Origin of the sequence: Mesorhizobium sp. GbtcB19 (assembly GCF_019091085.1) — a bacterium.
Lineage (GTDB): Bacteria > Pseudomonadota > Alphaproteobacteria > Rhizobiales > Rhizobiaceae > Mesorhizobium.
Map to the genome: position 1 here is coordinate 41,633 of NZ_JAGXJY010000012.1, position 19,823 is coordinate 61,455.

Genomic DNA, 19,823 nt, shown 5'->3' on the forward strand with positions numbered 1-19,823 from the left:
TCGCCGGATGGAAAATCGCCTGACGTCCGGTCTTGGACCGGGCTTAGAGCGAGGGGAATGCTTTGCGTTGGTCGCGGCAAGCGATGCACTACGCCGCCACTGCATCCATGCCGTGCAGCCAGCGCTGTATGGTTCTGAAGGCTCTGTCCCCCGTGAGTTCGATGTTCTCCCTCCCGGCGCTTATCGAGGCGAAACGCAATTCCGATGGCGACATGCCATGGGCCCGGCGAAAGGCCCGGTTGAAGGCCGGAACATTGCTGAAGCCGCATCGAAGGGCGATGGCGCTGATCCGCTCCCGGACCTGTGCTGGATCGACGATGATCTGATAGGCGCGCATCAGCCGCCGCTGTTGGATATACAGGCGCACCCCGCCCAGGGGCTCAAAAATGCGGTAAAGCTTCGCGCGCGAAATGCCGAGCTTTCCGCATAGGAGGTCCGGTCCCAGGCTCCGGTCGTGCAGGTTCGCGTCGATCATCCGCCGGCAGGCCTGCAGGGAAGCGCTGGCGGCCGCTTGAGCGATCATGTCCCGCCCGTCGGCCGATGCTCCCGCGAACGCCGCGACCAGGGCCGCCGCGCCGCGCGCGGCAGCATGGGCATCCGGCAAATCGAGCGAGGGCGCCTGCGCATAGAGCAGCCGCATATGGCCGGTCAGCATCGCGTTCAGCGGGCTCGCCTTCGGCAGGATCCTGCCATGCAGGCCGTCGAGATCGGCGATCTGCGATGCAAGCAGGTTTCTCGGCAGAACGAGCGTCAGGCTCCTATAGTCGGATGCGCGCAATGCGCTGGGGCGGGTCATGTCGAGAAAACACACATCGCCGGTGTGGACCTCGGCCGCGCGGCCCTCGATATCGAGGCCGAACCCGCCCTCCAGGCGGACAACGACGCCGATATGGTCGATGCTGCTCTGCGCGATTGTTCGCCCCGTTCGCTTCAAGGTCTCCGCCGAGGAATAGCCTTCGATGATGACGACATTGGCCAGGTTGAAGCTTGTCAATCCAGCCCGAAAGGAAGCGCGGCTCGCCGCGCTTTCGGCGTTCATCTCATAGAGGGAGGAATAGGTCGACTGCCAGAGGTCGAATTCGCGCGCATTGCCGGGGTCGATCGACAGGCTGACGCGGCTCGGCGCGCGGCGGATCGTTTGCGTCACTGGCGGCTCCACGGGGCGGCTGCACCCAAACCTGAGGCGAGCCAGCCTGCCCAACGCCCCCTGATTTTGCAAGGCGTCTCTTTTAATTGACCTGGCGTCTCATTTCACAGTCTCCGCTTTTCTGCCGAAGCCGACCGCGAATAAATCCACCCGGGGGCTGCGACGCGCCGAATTCGACCGCGAGGGCGGGTCGGTGCGGCGCGTCGCGATACGACTGAGGAGCCGGCGGCACGCGTGATGGGGACAGGATTTGAGACGATGGCGGCGGCCTGCGGCCGCGCCTGGCTGACCACCGTTTCGCGTATTGCGCTGAACGCTTCTAACAGCCCGGCGCGGCCGCAGCACGGGAGCGCCGGCCCAGGCGGCCGCCTGCGGGCGGCATGGCCCTTGCGTCTCCTGTGCATCTTGGCGGCGGCCATCTGCCTTGGAGCGGAAGCATCCGCGCAGACTTTCACCGGCACGCAAACGACGAACGGGCCTTTTTCGAGCGGAGACCAATATTTCTACGACACCAGCACGTTCGACGCGAACGCCGCCTACGCCGCCGTTGGCGGGCGCCAATTCTTCAACAACAGCAGCTCACTGAACGCCTCCGCGGGCAATGCGATCCGCGGAGGGCTGCAGGTTTTCTACGCCAGCAGCTCGTTGAACGCCTCCGCCGCCAACGCGGTCAACGGCGGAAACCAGCAGTTCACGGGCTTCACCATACTGAACGCCACGGTGGCGGATGCCGTCAGCGGAGGCGCCCAGACCTTTGTCAACAGCAGTTGGCTGAATGCAACAGCCGGCAACGCTGTCAGCGGCGGACACCAGATATTCTGGGCCACCAGTCAATTGAATGCTTCGGCCACCAATGCCGTCAGTGGGGGAATCCAGGATTTCTACAACAACAGCGTGCTGAATTCCTATGTCAGCAATGCCGTCAGCGGAGGTGTGCAGACTTTCAACGACGCCAGCGTGCTGAATGCTGTCACTGTCAATGCCGTCAGCGGCGGAACGCAGAACTTCGACAACGCCAGTGCGTTGAACGCCTCCGGCTCCAGCGCCATCACCGGCGGCACGCAAACATTCTCAGGCGCCAGCGCCTTGAATGCTTCCAATTTCAATGCCGTCAACGGAGGATCGCAGACTTTCCATGATACCAGCGCGCTGAACGCGTCCCAGGCCACTGCCGTCAGCGGCGGGACGCAGAGCTTCTACGACACAAGCACGCTGAACGCCTCTACGGCCAACGCCGTCAGTGATGGATCGCAGCTCTTCTACGGCACCAGTTCGCTGAACGCTTCCGCCGCCAACGCCGTCGCCGGCGGAACCCAAACCTTTTTCAACAGCAGCGCCTTGAAAGCTTCCGTCGCCAATGCCCTCAGCGGTGGAACGCAGCTCTTCTACGGCACCAGCGTCCTGACTGCCTCCGCGGCGAATGCCGTCAGCGGCGGAACGCAAACCTTCTCCGACACCAGCGCCTTGAACGCCTCCGTCGGCAATGCCCTGAGCGGCGGGACGCAGAGTTTTTACGGCAGCAGCATGTTGAACGCCTCCGCCGCCAATGCCGTCAGCGGGGGAGTCCAGGGCTTCAACGACAGCAGCGCGCTGAACGCCTCCGTTGCAAACGCCGTCAGCGGAGGCGGGCAGGGCTTCCTTGGTTCCAGTGCTCTGAACGCCTCCGCCGCGAATGCCGTCAGCGGAGGGTTCCAGATCTTCTACAATTCCAGCACGCTGAATGCCACTGTCGGCAACGCCGTCAGCGGCGGCGACCAGAGGTTCCAGGGCGACAGCCGATTGAATGCTTCCGCCGCAAATGCCGTCAGCGGCGGAGCGCAGGATTTCTTCAACAGCAGCAGGCTGGATGCCTCGGCCGCCAACGCCGTCAGCGGCGGGGCGCAGTTTTTCAGGGGCACCACGACACTCAACGCCTCCGCCGCCAATGCCGTCAGCGGCGGGACGCAGAGTTTCTACCAGGCAAGCAAGCTGAACGTGCTCGCCGACAATGCCCTCACCCGCGACGTCGGGATCGATTTCTACAGCACGATCGGCGGCCCGGGCGGCACCTTGCGGCTGAACGGCCACAGCTCGGTGGTCGGCGCCATCGACAGCCAGAACGGGGGAGCGGGTATCGTCGAGAATGGCGCAGCCACGAACAGCATCCTCACCGTCGATAGCTCGACCGCCGGCGCCTCGTCGTTTTCCGGGGTCATACGCGACGGGGGCACGGGCAGCCTGGCGCTGGTCAAGGAAGGAGCCGGAATCCTTACCCTGAGCGGCGCGAACACCTATACCGGGCCCACCACGGTGAACGGCGGCGAATTGCGGATCAATAGCTCGATCGCGGGCGCGGCGACGGTCAACGCCGGCGGCACGCTCAGCGGCGCCGGCTCGATCGCCAGCCTGCTCGTCACTTCCGGCGGCACGATTTCGGGCGCGGCCGGCTCGACGCTGACGATGAGCAGCCTGGCGTTGGACGCCGGCTCGAACGTCGACGTCGCGCTGGGCGCGCCCTCGACGACGGCGCTCTTCAACGTCACCGGCAACCTGACGCTTGCCGGCACGCTCAACGTGACCGATGCGGGCGGCTTCGGCGCCGGCATCTATCGCCTGTTCGACTATGGCGGATCGCTCACCGACAACGGTCTCGCGATCGGTTCCACGCCGGCCGGCGTGACCGCGTCCAATCTCTTCGTGCAGACTTCCGTCGCCAACCAGATCAATCTCGTTTCCACGCAGGGCGTCGAGCTCAGCTTCTGGGATGGCGGCAACTCCGCGCTGCACGACAATGGCGCGGTCGATGGCGGGTCAGGTATCTGGCGCGCCGACGGGCGCAACTGGACGCAGGCCGATGGCGCGGTGAACGGGCCCTACCAGCCCAATCCGACCTTTGCCGTGTTCCAGAATGCCGGCGGCGTGGTGACGGTGGACGCCTCGGCCGGCGCGATCGGCGTGACCAAGATGCAGTTCGCCGTCGACGGCTACCGGATCGAAGGCGATTCGGTAGCCCTGCAGGGCTCCGGCGGATCGACCACGATCCGTGTCGGCGACGGCACGGCGGCTGGCGCCGGCATGACCGCCACGATCGCTTCGGCGCTGACCGGCAACAGCCGGTTGGTGAAGAGCGATCTCGGCACGCTGGTCCTGACCGGGACCAACAGCTATTCCGGGGGCACGACGATCAGCGCCGGCACGCTGCGCGGATCGGCTGCCGGTTTCGGCAGCGGCGCGATCCTCGACAACGCGGCCCTCGTCGTCGATCAGCAAACCGATGCCGTCTTCGCCAACGTCATCGACGGCAGCGGCTCCTTCACCAAGACCGGCGCCGGAGCGCTTACCCTCACGGGGATCAGCGGGTTGATCGGCCCGACGACGATCGGGGCCGGCGCACTGGCGGTCGATGGATCGCTCGCCAATTCCACCGTCACGATTGCCGCTGGCGCGGCACTTCGCGGCGGCGGCACGGTCGGCGGCATCGTCGCGCAAAGCGGCGGCACGATCGCGCCCGGCAGCGGTGGCATCGGCACCCTCTCGGTGGAGGGCAATCTGTCCATGTCGGCCGGCTCGCATCTGGCCGCCGACATCGACGGAACCGGCGCTTCCGATCGCATCGCCGTGTCGGGCACGGCCGACATCACCGGCGCGGCGCTCGACGTGTCGGCGCAGGGCCTGAAGATCGGACGCTACACCATCATGACGACCGGTAGCGGCCTCACCGGCTCCTTCGGCTCCGTCACCGGGATCGGTGCGATTTCGACCTTCCTTGGGGTCACCGACAGCTACGACACCTACAACGCCTATCTCGATGTGCTGCAGCTGCGCGATCTCGCCGATGCGGGTGCGACGCGCAACCAGAAGGCTGCCGCGGCAGGCATCCAGAGCCTCGCGGGCAGCGATCCGTTCTTCACCGGCAACCCGCTTTACAACGCCATCCTGGCGCTGCCGACGGATGCGGCCGCGCGCAATGCCTTCGGCCTGGTCTCGGGCGAGGCGCATGCTTCGGCGAAGACCGCCCTGATCGAGGACGGCCGGTTCATTCAGGACGCCGCCACCGACCGCATCCGCGCCGCCTTCGGCGCCGTTGGGGCGCCGCAAGCACCGGTCCTGGCTTTTGCCGAACCGGCCGATGGCAGGCCGGGCACTGCAGATGCCGCGCTTGCCTCGCTCGATCAGGAGACGACGGCGGGCATCGCCGCGCCCGCGACCACGGATCGTTTCGCACTGTGGGGGCAGGGCTTCGGCGGCTGGGGCAATACCGGCGGCGACGGCAATGCCGCGCGCCTGTCGCATTCGACCGGCGGCGTGCTCGTCGGCATCGACGCGCCGGCCTTCGACACCTGGCGCTTCGGCATGATGGCGGGCTACAGCCGCACCAGCTTCGAGGTGAAGGATCACGCCTCCTCGGGCGCTAGCGACAACTACCATCTCGGTGTCTATGGCGGCACCGACTGGAATGTCTTGGGAGGCGATCTCGGCTTCCGGACCGGCGCGTCCTATAGCTGGCACGAGATTTCGACCGGCCGTTCCGTCGTCCTTCCCGGCTTCAGCGACAGTCTGAAGGCGGAGTATCACGCCGGAACGGCGCAGGTCTTCGGCGAGCTCGGCTATGGCATTCGCGCCGGCGGCTTAGGGTTCGAGCCCTTCGCCAATCTCGCCTATGTGAACCTGAGGTCCGGCGCGTTTGCGGAGCAGGGTGGAGCCGCGGCGCTGCAAGGCGCCGGGAGCAACAGCGCCGTCTCCTTCACCACGCTCGGCCTGCATGCCTCGACCGACGTTGCCCTTGGCGATACTGCCGCGACGGTTCGCGGCACGCTCGGCTGGCGCCACGCTTTCGGCGACACGACGCCGCTGTCGACTCTCGCCCTGGCCGGCGGCTCGCCCTTCACGGTGGCAGGCGTGCCGATCGCCCGGAACGCTTTGGTGCTCGATGTCGGCGTGGACGTCGCCATCGCCAGGAATGCGACGCTCGGCATCTCCTATGGCGGGCAATTCGCCGGCAGTGCCATCGACCAGAGCGTCAAGGGCAATCTCGCGGTGAGATTTTAAGGAGGACTTCAGCACAGGCTGTCTGTGACGGATTGACGGACCTCAGCCCGCCTGCGGCGCCGTCCGGGTCTGCACGAGCAGCCGGCGTTCGAACCCCCACAAAAGAACCGGGCAGGCCACGAGAGCCGCCGCGCCGAGGCCGAGGGCCGCGCCGGCGCTGCCTGTCCAAAGCGCAAGCTTGCCGCCGAGCCAGGGCGCGATCAGCATCGTGGCGTAATAGACCGTGTAGAAGAGGCCCATTCCGAGCGCTCGCGTCGCCGGCGCCAGCGCCCGCGCCGGCAGGCTCATGATCGCTCCGGCCGGCAGCCCGCAGACCAGGCCGAGCACAACCACCGTGGGCAGCACAGCCGAACCGCGCCATAGCAAGACGACCAAGGCCGCGAAAGCGAGGCAGCTTGTCGCCAGCATGGCGTTTCGGCTCCGGGTCTGGTCCGCGAGATAGCCTCCGAAGGGAACGGAAAGGGCCGCGAGCCACAGCACGATGCTGACGGCCGAGCCGGCGGCGGCGGTCGACCAGCCGCGCTCGACCAGCATCGACGGACCAAAGCTGAAAATCATGGCGAAGGCGACATTGTAGAAGGCCCAGGTCAAGCCCGCCAGCAGCACGGCCCAGACGGCCGGCTTGGCAAGCCGCGAGCCTTGCGTTGAAGCCGCGGCGGCGGCGGGCCCGGGCGGCCTGTACAGGAGCCCCACCAACGCAAGCGCCGCGACGATGAGCGCCATCACCGCGATCTGCGTCCCCGCTATGCCGAAGCGCGCCTGTATCAGCGGCAGCCCGGCGAGCGTGAGGGCGATGCCCAGGGGCCATGAGTTGATGAAGATCGCCATCGCCGTGGCGATCCGCCGTCCCGCGAACCAGTCGACGACCATCTTGGTCATCAGCACGTTCAGCAACACGCCTCCGATGCCGGAGATCAGCCGTCCCGCGATCTGCACGCTCCACGCAGTCGAGGCGAAAAGCAGGATCTCGCCCGCCAGCATCATCATCAGGCCGGCGAGCACGCTCGCCCTGTCGCCGAAGCGCCTGCCGATCGCGCCGCCGGGAAGCGCCAGCGCGACGCCTGGGGCGAAGTACAGACCGATGAGCACGCCGATGTCGGCGAGGTTTGCATCGAGCGCCTTGCCAAGTTCCGGCGCAACGGCCGCGATGCTCTCGAATTGCACCGCCATCGCGGCGCGGGCGACGAAGAGAACGGCAAGGATGGTCCAGCGGCTGCGCATGGCACTGCTCCTGCTAAGGGACCTGGCGGCTCAAGTGCGGTAAAGGCAATGAAGGTCTGGCGCGATCGATATCTCGGATAATGCACTATTCGGCCCGCGCGTGAAGCCGTCCTGCCGCCCGGAATGAAAGCCCCACCACCAGCGCCAAGCCGGCGCCCCTTCATCGCGCCCGAAACTCATCGTTGACATATATTCACAATAGATATATGTATCTCGCATATTAGCAAGGACGCGTTCGATGAACGAGACAGATTTCCTCAAGGAATACGACCCGGGCGCCTTCCAGCGTCCATCGGTGGCGGTCGACCTTGTCCTGCTCGGCATCCGCGCCGGCCGGCCGGCAGTGCTGCTGGTCAGGCGCGCCCAGCTTCCGCATGCCGGCCGCTGGGCGCTGCCGGGCGGCTTTGTCGGCATCGACGAGTCCCTCGATGCGGCCGCCGCGCGCGTGCTGCGCGAAAAGGCCGGCATGGCCGAGGCGCATCTCGAACAGCTCTACACGTTCGGTGCGGTGGATCGCGATCCGCGCATGCGCATCATCAGCGTCGCCTATCTGGCGCTGCTTACCGAACAGGCCTTCGATGCGGCACTCGGCGCGATGCCGGCTCTGCTGCCGGCCGCGATCCATGTGCCCTGGGCCGGCGAGACCGGGGGGCCTGTCGATGTGCTCGCGCCGGAAGGCGAAAAACTGGCGCTCGCCTTCGACCATGCCGCCATCCTGGCGATGGCGATGCTCAGGCTGCGCGGCAAGCTCGACTATTCCGATGTCGCCTTCGCGCTGCTGCCCGAGCTCTTCACGCTGCGCCAGCTGCAGGATGTGCACGAGGCCGTCCTCGGCACCGCGCTCAACAAGCCGGCCTTTCGCCGGCGGCAGCTCGACAAGGGTTGGCTGGCGGCGACCGGCGCCTATGAGGCTGGCGCCGCCTTCCGTCCGGCCGAACTTTATCGCTTTCAACGTCCCCAAGGCCTTCCAGCATACTGATTGAGGGAGAACCCATCATGGCCACCATCCGCAGTCTAGGCTTCGTCGCCCAGCTTCGCAGCGAGGCGAGCAGCCACGTCATCCGCTATCGCAACGGTCGCACCAAGCAGAGCGGCCGCGGGCTGGTCTTCTGGTTCGTGCCCGAGACCGCCAGCATCGCCGAACTGCCGATGGACGACCGCGAGATGACCTTGTTCGTCAAGGGCCGCAGCCAGGATTTCCAGACCGTCGCCGTGCAGGGCACGATCGGCTGGCACGTCGTCGACCCGGCGCGGCTGGCCGAGCGCGTTGATTTCAGCATCGACCTTGCCACCGGGAAGCTGCGCGGTGAGCCGATCGAAAAGATCCAGGCGCGCATCGCCGGCATCGCCAACCAGGCGGTGCAGCAATATCTTGGACAGGCGCCCGTGCGCGCTTTGCTCGACGCCGGACCCGCGCCCTTGCGCGAACGGCTGCAGGCGCTGGTCGCCGCCGATCCGGCGCTGACCGACATCGGCGTCGCCGCCGTGGCGGTCAGGCTCACCAACCTGACGCCGACCAGCGAGCTCGAGCGTGCCCTGCAGACGCCGACCTTCGAGGCGCTGCAGCAGAAGGCCGACGAAGCGACCTTCCAGCGCCGGGCCTTGGCCGTCGAGAAGGAGCGCGCCATCGCCGAGAACGAGCTGGCGAACAAGACCGAGCTGGCGCGGCGCGAGAAGCTGCTCATCGCCGAGGAGGCCGAGAACGCCCGCAATCGCGCCACCGGCGCCGCCGAAGCGCAGCAGATCGAAGCCGGGGCCGAGGCCGAGCGCATCCGCGCCATCGAAGGCGCCAGGGCGGAGGCCGAAAGGCAGCACATCGCCATCTACCGCGACCTGCCGCCCGCGATCCTGCTCGGCCTTGCCGCGCAGCAGTTTGCCGGCAAGCTGGACAAGATCGAGCACGTCAACGTCACGCCCGACCTGCTTGCGACCTTGCTTGGCGAGTTCCGCAAGGGCCTGGCGGTGATCGAGGCGCGGTGAGGCAACGCATATGGCCGCGAACCGACCCCGCGCGGTCTTCGTGACGCGCGAGACCGACTATGAACTGCTGATCGCGCATCATGCGACGCGCGGTCAGGCCCGCTTCTTCCTCGAGACGCGCGGCCAGCGGCTGGAAGACGTAGAAGCCCGGCACGACCATTTCCAGGCCGTGCTCGGCACGGCGCGTGCCGCGGTGCCGGCCGACTGGCGGCAAACCCTGGTGACGCGCGCCGACCTCAACCGCTTCCTGTTTGCGCCCGACGACGTCGTTGTCGCCGTCGGGCAGGACGGCCTGGTCGCCAACGTCGCCAAATATCTGAACGGCCAGCCGGTGCTGGGCGTCAATCCGGCGCCGGATCTCTATGACGGCGTCCTGGTGCGGATCGGCGTCGGCAGGCTGGCGAAACTGCTTGCCGCCAGCGCCGCCAGCGATGTCCAGATGGAATTGCGCACCATGGTCCAGGCCGAGCTCGGCGAAGGCGAGACGCTTCTTGCGCTCAACGAAATCTTCGTCGGCCATCGCAGCCACCAGTCGGCCCGCTATCGCATCGAGGCGGAAGGCGGGACGGAGGACCATTCCTCCAGCGGCCTCATCGTCGCCTCCGGCACCGGCGCGACCGGCTGGGCGCGCTCGATCATGGATGCGACGCATCTGGAGCTGTCGCTCGGGCGCGAGGAGCATGCGGTCGGCTTCTGGGTGCGCGAGCCTTTTCCGAGCATCGCCACCGCCACGAAACTGCGGGCGGGAAAGATCACGCAAAAACCGCTCTTCATCACCTCGCGCATGAATGAGGGCGGCGTCATCTTCGCCGACGGCATCGAACAGGATTTTATCGCCTTCGATTGGGGCCGGCAGGTGCGGCTGTCGCCGGCGTCGAGGGTGCTGCGCCTGGTCGTCGATCGGTAAGCGACCGCGCGTCGGCGCGAGGTGGACGCCGCCACGCTGGAGCAAACCAATTCGACGGGACGGCCAACAGGACCGCCCGCCTTGTGACGTCTTCTCGGTGCGGCTTAGAGCAATTCCAGGAAAAGTGTGAGCGGTTTTCCGTCCGGAATTGCGTAAAAACAAAGGGATAGAGCATTTCGCCGTTTCCGTGAAACGATGAACGCTCTAGCGACCCGATCCGGCATGCCCGCCGAGAAGCTGCATTTCCCAGGCGAAGGCGACGCCGCTGGCGCCGCCATGTTCGGCGAGCACACCCGCGAGCGCGGCCGCGGTCTTTTCCCTTGCCCAGTCACGCTGCCATTCGGCCATGACGGCCAGCCAGGTGATCGGCACCGCACCTGCGGCGGCCATGCGTCGCACGGCCATGTCATGGGCTTCCGCCGAAACGCCGCCGGAGGCGTCGGTAACCACAAAGACGTCGTAGCCCTCGCCGAGCGCTTGGATCGTCGGCATGGCAAGGCATATCTCGGTCCACAGCGCAGCCAGCACGAGTTGTTTGCGGCCACTCTTCCTGACGATGCTGGTGACGTTCGGGTCTTCCCAAGTGTTGATGAAAGTGCGGTTGATCGGCTTCTGCTCTGGAAAGACGTCCTGGAGCCCCTTGATCAGATAACCGCCGCGCTCCTCGATCACTGTGGTCAGCACGGTCGGCACATTGAAGACCTTCGCGGTCTTGGCCAAGCCGATGACGTTGTTGACGATCATCGTCGGCTCGTGGCTGTTGAGATTGGTGAACTGGTATGGCTGATGGTCGATCAGCACGAGGATGCTGTCTTCGGGGCGAAGCAAGGCGTCAAGACCTGTCTTGGGCATGGAAACTCCTTGGAGAACGCTGAGTGGTGCTCAGGCGGCGGGTGGATCGAGAAAGACGTGCAGGGTCTGGATGAGGTCGCCTTGGAACTGCGCGACATCGGTTCCGCTGACCGCGACGGGACCGTTCGGTGGCCCGGACTGCCAGCGAAGCCGGCCGACGCCGTGATGGCCGACGGCCGGGCCGATTGCGGAGAAGGCGAACGTCGGGGGCAGGTTCGACAGGAGTGCCGTCACCGCTCCATTTATGGCGGCGTGGCCCGTAGCCGCGGCTTGCGGCTCATTGAGAACGGCGTCTGTGGCATAAAGCTCGCGGATCGCCGCGAGGCGCCGTCCGGCGTCGCGTTCGCCAAACACCCGCTTCAGGTTTGCCTGCATGAGGCGATCGTAGTCGATGGAAGCTTCCGCTGGGATGGACATTGCCACGGCCTCGTGTTGGGGCACCTTGAGGCCCATAAATAATTCCGGATTCTGCTTCGATTAGTCATTGATGACTGGAACCAGCTTCAACTGTTCGTTTAAGATCGCCGGATGGAAACGCTGGCCAACCTGGAATCCTTCATCCGAAGCGCCGAGTGTGGGAGCTTTTCCGCGGCGGCCCGGCGGCTGGGCGTGACGCCAGCCGCGATCAGCCGCAACGTGGCGATGCTCGAACGCAACCTGGGCATTCGCTTGTTTCAGCGCAGCAGCCGCAGCCTGACCCTGACCGAGGACGGCGAGCGTTTCCTGGTGTCGGTCACCGATGGGGTCGAATCCATCCAGTCGGCCATTGCCGGCGTGACGACGCAGGCCGGCAAGCCCGCCGGCGTGCTCAAGGTGAGCATGGCTTTGACCTTCGGGCTGGACCATGTGCTGCCTTTGCTGCCGGCCTTCATGAAGCGCTATCCCGATGTCCAGTTGGACTGGAGCTTCGAGAACCGTCAGGTCGATTTGATAAGCGAGGGCTACGATGCCGCTATCGGCGGCGGCATGGAACTGGCGTCCGGTGTGATAGCCCGGCGGCTGGCGCCACTGCATGTCATCGCGGTCGCCTCGCCGGACTATTTGCGGGGCCGCCAGCCGCCGCGGCAACCTCACGAGCTGGCCATGCTGGACGGAATCTCGATGCGCTCGGCGCACACGGGTCGTGTACGCGTCTGGCGGATGCGCAACCGCGAAGGCGCCGAAACGACGCTGGAACACAAGGCGCGCATGGTGGCCAACGATCCCGAGGCGATATGCCGTGCGGCCCTGATGGGTCTGGGAGTGGCGATGATCGCCGTGCCATATGTGGAGCGGCACCTCGAAAGCGGTGCGCTGCTACGCCTCCTGCCGGATTGGCATGCCGACCTCGGCGCGATATCGCTTTACTTCGCCAGCCAGAAATTGCTGCCCGCCAAGACCCGCGCTTTTGTCGATCATGTGTCCGCCGCGTTCCGCGAACAGAACCTAGCGCACCGGTTTTCAGCGGATGGATGATTGCGCGGCAACCGCCCTGGGGGCCGCCCGCTTTGCGCCCTCAGCCCTGCCCGTTCAAGCCCGGGCGGTTCCGGCCTGAGATTTACGCGCATTCCCATTCGCGCCGTCGAGCAGCGCGATCAATCCCTTGAGGATCTCGATCGGCGGCGGCGGGCATCCCGGAATGTGCAGGTCGACCGGCACCACGTCCGACACGCCGCCGACGACCGCATAGCTGCCGGCAAAGCAGCCGCCGTCCTTGGCGCAGTCGCCAAGCGCGACCACCCATTTCGGATTGGGCGTCGCGTCAAAGGTCCGCTTCAGCGCCTCGCGCATGTTCTTGGTGACCGGCCCGGTGACCAAAAGCACGTCGGCATGGCGCGGCGAGGCGACGAAGTGGAAGCCGAAGCGCTCGATGTCGTAGAAGGCGTTGTTGAGCGCATGCATCTCGAGCTCGCATCCATTGCAGGAACCGGCATCGACCGCGCGGATCGACAGGCTCCGGCCGAGCTTCCTGCGCGCCATGCCGTCGAGCGCGCGCGCCAGCTCGTCGACCGCCGCATCGCTGACCTGCGGCGCGCGTTCGGTCAAGGGCGGGCGGATCAGGCTTTCGAAGAGGAGTTTTCGCATGACGGTGTGCCTTCGACCAGCTTAGAGATCGTGGCCGGAATAGGAGCAGTTGAACGATTTGTTGCAGAGCGGGAAGTCGGCGACGATGTTGCCCTCGATCGCCGCTTCCAGCAGCGGCCACTGGAACCATGACGGGTCGCGCAGGTGGCAGCGCTCGATCGTGCCGTCCTCGCCGATGCGCAGCCAGGCGAGTATGTCGCCGCGAAAACCCTCGACCAGTGCCATGCCTTCGCGCGGCGCGGCACTACCCGCCACGGCGAGGTCGATGTGGATCGGGCCGGCGGGCAGCCGCCCCAGAATCTGTTCGACCAGCGACAGGCTCTGCTCGACCTCCCGCACGCGGATCCAGACGCGCGCGTTGACATCGCCCTCCTGCAGCACCGGCACATCGAAGGTCAACTGATCGTAGGGCGCATAGCCCGGCGTGCGCCGCGCATCGAAATCGCGGCCCGAGGCGCGTCCGACATAGCCGCCGGCGGCATATTGCCGGGCAAGCTCGACCTTGAGCCGCCCCGTCGCCACCGTGCGGTCCTGCAGCGAGGCTGTGTTGTCGTAGAGCTCGACCAGATGCGGGAAGCGCCGCCTGATCTCCGCGACCAGCGACCGGATGGCATCTGCGCCAGCTTCGTTCAGATCGCTTGCCGTGCCGCCGGGCAGGATGCGGTCACGCATCAGGCGATGGCCAAAGGCCGCGTCGGCGGCGCGCAGCGCGCGTTCGCGCAGCACGCCGCAATGCGCGTGCATGATCGCGAAAGCGGCGTCGTTGCAGATGGCGCCGATGTCGCCGAGGTGATTGGCAAGGCGCTCCAGCTCCGCCATCAGCGCGCGCAGCCATGTCGCGCGCGGCGGTGGTGTGACGCCGAGCGCCGCCTCCACCGCGCGGGCGAAGGCCAGCGAATAGGCGACCGTGCTGTCGCCGGAGGTCCTGCCCGCCAGCTTCGCGGCACGATCGATCGCCGCTCCCGCCATCAGGCCCTCGATGCCCTTGTGCACATAGCCCAGCCGCTCTTCCAGCCGCACCACCGTTTCGCCGCCGGCCGTGAAGCGGAAATGTCCCGGCTCGATGATGCCGGCATGCACCGGCCCGACCGCGATCTGGTGGAGGCTTTCGCCTTCGGCCACCAGGAACCGGTAGGAGGCGGCGGCTGGCGGCCCGCCGGGCCGCGCCGCCAGCGGGTGGCTGACGTCCCATTGGCCATGGTCGAGCCAGCGCCGTGTATCGGGAAGGCCTTGCGGCGCCAGCCCGAAAAGATCCGCCGCGGCGCGTTCCAATCGCAGAGCCGGCGGATGATGCTGGCCGACCGACGGGTAGCGGCCGCCGCGGCAATCCAGGCTGATGACGCCGATGTCCAGCGCCTCGTCCAGAAGCGCCATGTGAACCTTGTCCGGCTCCCCCCACAGGCCGAGCAGGTTCCAGCGGCCGTTGGCGAGCTGCTCGACGGCGAGGTTCCAGAGCTTCGGGGCCACCACGGCGCGCGGCCAGGGTGCGTGATGCTCGACCTGACGGTCGGCTTCGATGAGATCGGCGAGCGCTGGCATGTTCTTCCGGATCATGCGCGTCACCCCAGGATGCCGGCGACGTGCTGGAACCACGCCACCAGCGGCGCCGGCAGGTAGATGCCGGCCGCAAACACCAGAGCGAGGTGCGAATACATCGGCACGTATGACGCCTCGACCGGGGCCATGCCGCCGCGCGGATCGCCGAAGGCGAGCCCGGTCAGCCGCAAGAGCAGCGCGCCGAAGGCGATCAGCAGCCCGAACACCAGCGGGATCGCCAGCCACGGATATCTGGCGAAGGTCGAGCTGACGACCAGGAACTCGCTCATGAAGATGCCGAGCGGCGGCAGGCCGGCGATGGCGACGACGCCGATCACCAGCGCCCAGCCAAGCCCGGGATGGCTTTCGGTCAGGCCCCTGATCTCGGAGATCTTCTGCGTGCCCTTGACCTGCGCGATGTGGCCGACGGCGAAGAAGATCGCTGACTTGGTCAGGCTGTGCATGACCATGTGCAGCAGGCCGGCGAAGTTGGCGAGCGGCCCGCCCATGCCGAAGGCAAAGACGATGATGCCCATATGCTCGATCGAGGAATAGGCGAACAGGCGTTTGATGTCGCGGCGCCGGTAGAGCATGAAGGCGGCGAAGATCAGTGAAGTCAGCCCCATCGTGACCATCAGCGGCCCGGGCCCGATCGCCTGCGGGCTCGCCGCGAGCAGCAGTTTGAAGCGCAGCACGGCGTAAAGCGCGACGTTGAGCAGCAGGCCCGACAGCACCGCCGAGATCGGCGTCGGACCTTCGGCGTGCGCGTCGGGCAGCCAGGCATGCAAGGGGGCAAGGCCGACCTTGGTGCCGTAGCCAAGTAGCAGGAAGATGAAGGCGACGCTGAGGAGCGCGGGGTCGAAATGCGCCGCCTTCTCGATCAGCACCGACCAGACCATGGCGTTGGTGCCCTCGCCGACGACCGGCTGCGCGGCCATGTAGACCAGGATGGTGCCGAACAAGGCGAGCGCGATGCCGACGCTGCCGAGGATGAAGTATTTCCAGGCCGCCTCCAGCGCCTCATGCGTGCGGTAGATGCCGACCATCAGCACGGTGGTGAGCGTGGCGAGTTCCACCGCGACCCACATCAGCCCGATATTGTTCGACACGAAGGCGAGGTTCATGCCGAACATCATGATCTGGTACATGGCGTGGTAGAACCGCAGGTTCGGCGCGGTCAGCCGCCCGGTCTCCAGCTCATGCGCGATGTAGGAGGCGCTGAACACGCTGGTGGTGAAGCCGACGAATGTGTTGAGCACGATGAAGACGATATTGAGGTCGTCGACGATGAGATATTGCCCCGGCGCCGGCCGCTCGGTGACGAACAGCGACAGCGCCGCGAGCAAGGTGAGCAGGCTGGCGATGACGTTCACCATGGCCGTCATCTTGTAGTTCGGCAACGCCGCCAGGATGGCTGCGGCGGCGGCCGGGATGAAAAGGATCGCGGCCACGGCGTCGAAGGAAAACCCGCTCACCGGCGTTCTCCCCGGTAGTCGTCGAGCGCGCCGACATCGACCGAATCGAACCGCTCCCGGATGCGGAACAGGAAGACGCCGATAACGATGAAGGCGATCAGGATCGAGAAGGCGACGCTGATCTCGACGACCAGCGGCATGCCCTTGGCGCCGGTGGCGGCCAGCACCAGGCCGTTTTCCAGCGACATGAAGCCGACGACCTGGCTGACGGCGTTGCGCCTCGTGACCATCACCAGCAGCCCCAGCAAAATGATCGACAGCGCGAAGGCGAGATCCTCGCGGGCGAGCGGGTCGGCCTCGGGCGTCACCCGCAGCATCAGCACCATGGAGAGCGTCACCAGCCCGATGCCGGCAAGCATGGTCGGGCCGATGCCGACGGCGGTTTCGATGTCGCGGTGGATGCCGAGCCGCTGGATGATGCGATGCAGCCCGACGGGGATGACGATGGCCTTGAACACCAGCGCTATTGCCGCGGTGATGTAGAGATGATGCGCGTCCTGGATATAGGCCTGCCAGGCGACCGACAGCGCCAGCACCACCGCGTGCAGCGCAAAGACGTTGATCAGCGCGAACAGCCTGTCCTGGTAGAGCATCATGAAGGAGATCAGCACCAGGCTGCCGGCGAGCAGATGGGCGATGTCGAAGGTGAGACCGTTCATCACAGGCTCCGCGACACGAACAGCAAAAGCGTGCCGAGCAGCGCCAGCATCAGCGCAGCACCCAGGAAATCCGGCACGCGGAAGACACGCATCTTGGCGACCGCGGTCTCGAACACGGCAAGCAGGATGGCGAGCACCGCGAGCTTGCCGAGATAGGCGGCGGCGCCGATGGCCAGCGATTTCGCACCCGTTCCCGCGCTCCCCAGCCCCCAGGGCAGGAAGACGCAGGAGATCAGCGACATGTAGAGCAGTAGCTTGAGGAAGCTGGCGAGCTCGATCATCGCCAGATGCCGGCCGGAATATTCCAGGATCATCGCCTCATGCACCATGGTGAGTTCCAGATGCGTGGCCGGATTGTCGACCGGAATGCGCGCATTCTCGGCGATCGCCACCATCACCAGGGCGATCAGCGACATGCCGAGCGACACCCGCAACCCCACCTCGGGCGAGCCCATGAAGGCGGCGACCGTCGAAAGCTGCGTGGCGCCTGCGACCAGCGCCAGGCTGAAGACGATGAGCAGCATCGCCGGTTCGGCGAGCGACGCGATCATCACCTCGCGGCTGGCGCCGATGCCGCCGAAGCTGGTGCCGACATCCATTCCGGCCAGCGCCTGGAAGAAGCGCGCGCTGCCGAGCAGCGCCACGATGACGATGAGGTCGGCGGCCCAGCTGAACTCGAGGCCGGTGGCGAAGGTCGGCACGAGCGCTGCCGCAACCCAGGTGGCGGCAAAGATCAGATAGGGCGTCACCCGGAACAGCCAGGACGCATTGTCCGCCAGCACGACCTCCTTGCGCATCAGCCTGACGAGATCGCGATAGGGCTGGATCACGGAAGGCCCCTGCCGCCTCACCAGCCTCGCCTTCACCTTGCGCACGAAGCCGATCAGAAGCGGCGCCAGCAACAGCACCGAAAACATCTGCGCGCCCTGCACCGCGAGCTCCAGGATCACGGCCATAGCGCAAGCACCAGGAGCAGGATGACGAGGTAAAGAAAAACCAGCGTCAGGTAGCGGCGGATGGTCAGGAACTGCAGGTGGTTCAACCGCTCGGTGGCGAAATCGATCGCGCCGGTGATCGGCTGGTAGAAGATCTCCCAGGCCACGTCATGCATATCCACCTTGATGCGGGCCGGGTCGAGGGAGCCTGGCGCCGGCATGTCCACCGTTTCGCGAGCGCGGAAGGCGAAGCTGCCGAAGACGCGGCGGATGGGCTGCGCGAAGCTCGCGGCCGTGTATTGCGCGGCCGGCACCGCATCCGCGAAGCCGCAGCCCCATGCGATGCCCCGGCGCACGGCATGCGAGGCGAAGCGGTGGATGAAGAAGGCCGCGAGCGACGCCGAAATGGCGATGAAGGCGAAGACCAAGAGGCCGTTATAGGAGCTGCGGCTCTCGGCGATCGGCACGATCGACAGCCAGGGCTCGGCCATCTGCACCGGCATGCGGTCGCCGACGAGCGAAAGCGTCACCGGCGACAGGCCGTCGAGGACGAAGCCGGGCACAATGCCGGCAAGCAGGCAGAAGACGGCAAGCACCGCCATCGCCGCCAGCGACCAGCGGTCGACCTCATGCGCGCGCTCCACCGCCGCCGACCGCGCCCGGCCGAGGAAGGTGATGCCGAATGCCTTGACGAAGCAGGCCGCGGCCAAGGCTGCCGCCAGCGCCAGCATGCCGCCGACCGCGGGCACGATGACCTTCAGTCCCCATTGCGGCAGCTCGGGACTGCGCAAGATGGCCTGGAAGACCAGCCATTCGGAGGCAAAGCCGTTGAAGGGCGGCAGCGCCGAGATCGAGACGCAGCCGACGAGGAAGACGAAGCTGGTCACCGGCAGGCGGTGGATGAGGCCGCCGAGCTTCTCCATGTCGCGTTCGCCGGTCGCCGTCAGCACCGCGCCGGCGCCGAAGAACAGCAGGCTCTTGAAGAAGGAGTGGTTCAGCACGTGGAACAGCGCCGCGGTGAAGGCCAGCGCCGCGGCCGACGGCATGGCATTCGCCTTGAAGGCGAGCGCGAGGCCGAGACTGGCAAATATGACGCCTATATTCTCGATGGTCGAATAGGCGAGCAGCCGCTTGAGATCCTTTTCCATCAGCGCGTGGAGGATGCCGAGCACCGCCGTCACGCCGCCGATCAGGAGCACTGCGACGCCCGACCACCATGCCGGCTCGCCAAGCAGGTCGAACACCACGCGGATGAAGCCGTAGATGGCGACCTTCGTCATGATGCCGCTCATCAGCGCCGAGACGTGGCTGGGTGCCGCCGGATGGGCAAGCGGCAGCCAGGCATGCAGCGGCACGAGGCCGGCCTTGGAGCCGGCGCCGAGCAGCATGAGAACGAGCACCGCGCCGGCGGCGTACGGTCCGGGATGTGCCGTCCGCATCGCGTCGAACACGTAGGTTCCGGCCGGCCCCGCCAGCGTGCCGAAGGCAAGCAGCAGGGCCAGCGTGCCGAAGCTCGCCATCACCAGGTAGATATAGCCTGCCCGCCTGTTGGCCTCGTCGCCGTGATGCGCCATGACCAGCGCCCAGGAGGCGAGCGACATGAACTCCCAGGACAACAGGAAGCTGAAAGCGTCGTTCGCGAGCACGACGAGGTTCATGCCGGCGAGGAATGCCGGGTAGAACGGCAGCACGCGATGTGGTGTGGCCTCGTGCCGGCCGTAACCGAGACCGTAGAGGCTGGCAATGGCGCCGCCCAGATTGACGACGACGAGGAAGAACGCCGACAGGCCGTCGAGACGGAACCGGGCGCCCGTCCAGGGCAGGCCGAGCGGCAATGTGATGGCCGACGCCGCTTCGGGATTGCGGGCGAGATGGCCGGCGGCGATCACGAACAGGGCGGCGGAAATGATAAGCGCCGCGCCATAGATCAGATGCGTTGCTGAAGCGCGCCGGCCGACCACCGCGGCCAGCAGGGCTGTCGCCAGAAGCGCGGCAGGGCCGCACATGAGAAGGGCGACC

General features: G+C 66.4%; 15 protein-coding genes. 5 read left to right on the plus strand and 10 right to left on the minus strand.

The annotated features are described in order from the left end of the window. Nucleotides 1-88 precede the first annotated feature (88 nt). Entirely contained in the window at nt 89-1,147 is a 1,059-nt protein-coding gene (locus tag KVT37_RS20195; protein ID WP_217576277.1) for a helix-turn-helix domain-containing protein, read from the minus strand. Between the two features lie 237 nt (nt 1,148-1,384). On the opposite strand from KVT37_RS20195, the gene KVT37_RS20200 reads away from it, so the two are divergent. Beyond that, nucleotides 1,385-6,175: an autotransporter domain-containing protein gene (locus tag KVT37_RS20200; RefSeq protein WP_217576278.1), complete on the plus strand. Its 4,791-nt coding sequence runs from the start codon at nt 1,385-1,387 to the stop codon at nt 6,173-6,175. Between the two features lie 42 nt (nt 6,176-6,217). Here the strand turns inward: KVT37_RS20200 and KVT37_RS20205 are convergent, their stop codons facing one another. After that, entirely contained in the window at nt 6,218-7,396 is a 1,179-nt protein-coding gene (locus tag KVT37_RS20205; protein WP_217576280.1) for a CynX/NimT family MFS transporter, read from the minus strand. 238 nt (nt 7,397-7,634) lie between these two features. Between KVT37_RS20205 and KVT37_RS20210 the strand changes: the two genes are divergently transcribed. The 3 genes from KVT37_RS20210 to KVT37_RS20220 are packed head-to-tail and all read left to right on the plus strand — an operon-like array spanning nt 7,635 to nt 10,283. Further along, nucleotides 7,635-8,375 (plus strand): NUDIX domain-containing protein, encoded by a 741-nt coding sequence (locus KVT37_RS20210; protein WP_217576282.1) that lies wholly within the window; start codon nt 7,635-7,637, stop codon nt 8,373-8,375. Nucleotides 8,376-8,392: 17 nt separating this feature from the next. Beyond that, a complete protein-coding gene (locus KVT37_RS20215) occupies nt 8,393-9,376 on the plus strand; it encodes an SPFH domain-containing protein (RefSeq protein WP_217576284.1) in 984 nt (327 codons plus the stop codon). A 10-nt stretch (nt 9,377-9,386) separates the two neighbouring features. Continuing rightward, nucleotides 9,387-10,283 carry an NAD(+)/NADH kinase gene (locus KVT37_RS20220; RefSeq protein WP_217576286.1) on the plus strand — a complete coding sequence of 299 codons (897 nt, stop codon included), beginning with the start codon at nt 9,387-9,389 and terminating at the stop codon, nt 10,281-10,283. A gap of 204 nt (nt 10,284-10,487) precedes the next feature. On the opposite strand, the gene KVT37_RS20225 is transcribed toward KVT37_RS20220, so the two are convergent. Further along, nucleotides 10,488-11,135: a hydrolase gene (locus KVT37_RS20225; protein ID WP_217576288.1), complete on the minus strand. Its 648-nt coding sequence runs from the start codon at nt 11,133-11,135 to the stop codon at nt 10,488-10,490. A 30-nt stretch (nt 11,136-11,165) separates the two neighbouring features. Beyond that, nucleotides 11,166-11,588 carry a nuclear transport factor 2 family protein gene (locus tag KVT37_RS20230; RefSeq protein WP_254634144.1) on the minus strand — a complete coding sequence of 141 codons (423 nt, stop codon included), beginning with the start codon at nt 11,586-11,588 and terminating at the stop codon, nt 11,166-11,168. Between the two features lie 75 nt (nt 11,589-11,663). Here KVT37_RS20230 and KVT37_RS20235 point away from each other — a divergent pair, with 75 nt between their 5' ends. Beyond that, nucleotides 11,664-12,590 (plus strand): LysR family transcriptional regulator, encoded by a 927-nt coding sequence (locus KVT37_RS20235; RefSeq protein WP_217576290.1) that lies wholly within the window; start codon nt 11,664-11,666, stop codon nt 12,588-12,590. A gap of 54 nt (nt 12,591-12,644) precedes the next feature. Here the strand turns inward: KVT37_RS20235 and KVT37_RS20240 are convergent, their stop codons facing one another. Genes KVT37_RS20240 through hyfB form a run of 6 tightly spaced genes read right to left on the minus strand, consistent with a single transcriptional unit; the run spans nt 12,645 to nt 19,810 of the window. Then, the gene (locus tag KVT37_RS20240) at nt 12,645-13,199 is read right to left on the minus strand and encodes an NADH-quinone oxidoreductase subunit B family protein (RefSeq protein WP_217576292.1); all 555 of its coding nucleotides are present in this window, start codon (nt 13,197-13,199) and stop codon (nt 12,645-12,647) included. A 21-nt stretch (nt 13,200-13,220) separates the two neighbouring features. Further along, complete coding sequence (locus KVT37_RS20245; protein ID WP_217576516.1) at nt 13,221-14,738, minus strand: NADH-quinone oxidoreductase subunit C; 1,518 nt, start codon at nt 14,736-14,738, stop codon at nt 13,221-13,223. Nucleotides 14,739-14,758: 20 nt separating this feature from the next. Beyond that, on the minus strand, nt 14,759-16,210 hold the full coding sequence (locus KVT37_RS20250; protein ID WP_217576294.1) for a hydrogenase 4 subunit F: 1,452 nt from the start codon (nt 16,208-16,210) through the stop codon (nt 14,759-14,761). Next, on the minus strand, nt 16,207-16,869 hold the full coding sequence (locus KVT37_RS20255) for a hydrogenase-4 component E (protein WP_140641826.1): 663 nt from the start codon (nt 16,867-16,869) through the stop codon (nt 16,207-16,209). The genes KVT37_RS20250 and KVT37_RS20255 overlap by 4 nt, the downstream gene beginning before the upstream one ends. Further along, on the minus strand, nt 16,869-17,825 hold the full coding sequence (locus tag KVT37_RS20260) for a respiratory chain complex I subunit 1 family protein (protein ID WP_217576296.1): 957 nt from the start codon (nt 17,823-17,825) through the stop codon (nt 16,869-16,871). The genes KVT37_RS20255 and KVT37_RS20260 overlap by 1 nt, the downstream gene beginning before the upstream one ends. Further along, entirely contained in the window at nt 17,816-19,810 is a 1,995-nt protein-coding gene (gene hyfB, locus KVT37_RS20265) for a hydrogenase 4 subunit B (protein ID WP_217576518.1), read from the minus strand. Before hyfB ends, KVT37_RS20260 begins: the two co-directional genes overlap by 10 nt. Between the last annotated feature and the right edge of the window lie 13 nt (nt 19,811-19,823).